Origin of the sequence: Planktothrix sp. FACHB-1355, from assembly GCF_014748295.1 — a bacterium.
In the GTDB taxonomy this organism is placed as follows: domain Bacteria; phylum Cyanobacteriota; class Cyanobacteriia; order Cyanobacteriales; family Aerosakkonemataceae; genus Aerosakkonema; species Aerosakkonema funiforme_A.
Map to the genome: position 1 here is coordinate 1 of NZ_JACJUP010000869.1, position 3,159 is coordinate 3,159.

Consider the following 3,159-nt stretch of genomic DNA (forward strand, 5'->3'; position numbering starts at 1 on the left):
ATTGGTATAACCAATTGTCCGCCTGTTCAAAACTGGTGTTGTGCAGCAGTTGCATAGCACATCCGAGAAACTACTGAATTATTACACCTAGTATGGAATTTTTTCAGGATAAGTTGAGTGACCGCAATCTCTTGTATCTTGTGATGAGATTTACAGTTAATTAGTGATGTACGTCAGTATTCCCCGTGATTACCGTTAGTGACTGATGTGACGTAAGTCACAGAGTACTTAACCCCTCTACGCTCTCGCCAAGGGAAGCCACAGCACCAAACTCAGGAGCGTCACAAAAAGAACGGGTAAGGTGAGAATTATGCTGATACTCACATACTCTCCCCAGCTGATGCGTAACCCCTTGCGATCGAGAACGTGCAACCACAGCAGGGTAGATAGACTACCGGTGGGGGTTATCTTTGCGCCAACATCGCAGCCGATCGCATTCGCGTAGACCATAGCTTGTCGAATATGAGGATCGAGATCGGCAGCATCTTGAATAGCGATCGCGTTAATCAAAACTGTAGGCAGATTATTCATCACACCAGACAATAAAGTTGCGATAAAGCCAGTACCGATCGCGGCTACAGAGAAACCCCAATCCGACAATCGCTCCAAACTGTGGCTGAGAATCGCCGTTAAACCCGCATTTCGCAGTCCCGTCACCACCAGATACATCCCCAAACTGAACACCACCACCTGCCAAGGTGCTTCGCGCAAAATCTTGCGAATGGGAATTACCGCTTTGCTTTTCGGTTGCCACCAGCGTCCCGCTAAAACCAGCAGTCCCAAAGCACCCAAACCGGCAATTAAACAAACTGGCAGCCCCAGAGGTTCTGCAAGGAAATAACCGCACAAAAGCAACCCCAACACGCCAAAACTGCAACGAAACACGAGGCGATCGCGGATTACGCTGGCCGGCGATGCCAATTCTGCAACAGAGTAGCGCGACGGGATAGAGCGATGAAAGTATAACCAGAGAACCCCCAAACTCGCAGCAGTAGCGACAAAATTCACCGGCACCATCACCAAGGCGTACTCGCCAAAGGAAATATGGAAATAGTCAGCGCAGATAATGTTGACCAAATTGCTCACCGTGAGCGGCAGACTGGTGGCGTCAGCGATAAAACCGGTCGCCATCACGAAGGCAAGGGTAGCTTGGAAACCAAAACCCAGCACTAACAGCATTTCCATCACAATCGGGTTGAGAATTAGAGCAGTACCATCATTGGTAAACAAAGCCGTCACCACCGCTCCCAGCAGAATCACCAACGGGTACAGTAACTTACCTCTACCCTTACCCCACTGAGCCACATGAAGTGCCAACCAACGAAAAAAACCAGCTTCATCCAAAATTAGGGAAATCACGATTAAAGCTACTAGGGTGAAGGTGGCGTTCCAAACAATTTGCCAAACTTCTGGAATATCTTTCCAGCTAACCACACCTGTAGCGAGAGCCAAAATAGCTCCTCCCACGGCGCTAAAGCCGATACCCAATCCTCGCGGCTGCCAGATGACAAGGGTGAGAGTGAAAATGAAGATTGCGATCGCCTTCGGTGCGACACTGATATCTATCGGTATTGTCATCAAAAGCATATTTTTACAAGTCAGTTACGTACTGCCAGCCTAGTTTAAGGGAACGTTAATTCAGATATATATAGCTTCTTCTATCTAAAGGTAGAGAAGAATGTAAACCCAAAGAGTGATATTAACAACCGACAAATTATTTTTAGGGAGGTATACTATTCAACATTATCCCGCTAGGTAAGGAGCCATATTCGGTGCATAAAATAAAATCTACCCAGTACTCCTTAACTGTCATTCAAGCTCAAGTATATCAACTCGTGCATGAAGGTATTGTCAGTCGGGAGCAACGCATTTATACGCTTTGGAAACATATGTCTGCTTGGGAATGGTGTCGAATTGAGCAAGAGTTAGAAAAAAGCAACTTTCTGCTCAGGGATTGTATTGGCGATTTGATTGGCTGGGAAGGATAAAATAAACAAAGTCAAAAGTCACCCGATTTTGGATTTTGGATTGACTCCGCCTTAATTATCAAAAAGGCGTATTGCCTGACTGACTGGTTGCGGGAATAGGTACTGCCAAATTGCGAATCCGCCTATCTTCCGCCGCACTAACATCCGGAATGTTGTAAGGATTGCTGGCAAAATTTTCAGCTAAATAATCTTGTAAAGCTTTTTGTTCCCCAATCCCTGTATCTAAAGAATTAGTTGCCGGAAATTTGGGGAACGGATAGCGATCGCCACCACCTGCCAAAAACTTTAACGTCACGATTCGGAAAGTGCGATTGGGATTGCCGACAAGTTGACCGTTCTGAACAACGGTATCGATAATATTGTCGTTGCGATCTCTAACATTTAAAGAGATAACTCGACTTCCGGCTGGTAAATTTGGATTAAAAGTAAAAGCCATTCCTCCCACCTGCGGGAAACGTCCCGGCGTGCGTCCCGGTGCGGTATCTGCGACGCCGTGTTCGATTACTTGCTGCAACTGTTGTGCGGTTACTGTCAGCAAAGTGAGTTGGTTATGAAACCGCAAACTATTTTCAATATCCAATTGGGAAATTTCACCAGCTTTTTTGCCTACACTGGGATTGGCAACAGGAGGAATTTTTTTACCTGCATTTGGATCGTTACCGCCAGAACCAACAATTGCACCGATCGATTCCCGAATACCGCCGCCATTTTTGAGCGAAATTACCACAGAAGAGTCAATTTTGCGAGCCGCAGATAAGTTCGCATCAGCAGTCAGGTTGCCCAAATTTGTTTCTTCTGTGCGAACCGAGTTTCTTTCACCGTTGAGGTAAACATTAGTCAATCCAAAAGTATTGGCATCTTTGGTATTAATAACTTGTCGCAACGCTTGGGTGACTTGTACCACTTTCGGATCGGGAGGAAAATTCCCAGTTGCAATTACTCCTCGATCGTCAGCAGCGTAAGCGCCGCTAATATTGGGATCTATACTTCCCGGAACTATACGTCCTTGAGGGTCGAATTCGGCAACCAAACGACCAACATATTTATAGTTACTGGTTGTATTGACGATCGCGATCGGTTCGCCGCTAGCGGATGTTCTGAGGATGGGATAAACGCCTTTAGAAGTATCGCCAACGCGCAGGCGATCGGTGCGATCGCATAACAGCGTGTG

General features: G+C 46.4%; 3 protein-coding genes. 1 reads left to right on the top strand and 2 read right to left on the bottom strand.

What is annotated here, in order from left to right; translation table 11 throughout:
- Window positions 1-237: 237 nt before the first annotated feature.
- On the bottom strand, window positions 238-1,578 hold the full coding sequence (locus H6S82_RS26235; RefSeq protein WP_190464447.1) for an arsenic transporter: 1,341 nt from the start codon (window positions 1,576-1,578) through the stop codon (window positions 238-240).
- A gap of 194 nt (window positions 1,579-1,772) precedes the next feature.
- Between H6S82_RS26235 and H6S82_RS26240 the strand changes: the two genes are divergently transcribed.
- On the top strand, window positions 1,773-1,988 hold the full coding sequence (locus tag H6S82_RS26240) for a DUF4327 family protein (RefSeq protein WP_322111895.1): 216 nt from the start codon (window positions 1,773-1,775) through the stop codon (window positions 1,986-1,988).
- Window positions 1,989-2,046: 58 nt separating this feature from the next.
- Here the strand turns inward: H6S82_RS26240 and H6S82_RS26245 are convergent.
- Window positions 2,047-3,159 (bottom strand): 5'-nucleotidase C-terminal domain-containing protein (locus tag H6S82_RS26245; protein ID WP_191056952.1); only part of this gene is annotated, 1,113 nt, incomplete at its 5' end.

Excerpts from the sequence above, each read along its gene's own strand:
- H6S82_RS26235 (WP_190464447.1), bottom strand. The coding sequence starts at position 1,578 with ATGACAATACCGATAGATATCAGTGTCGCACCGAAGGCGATCGCAATC.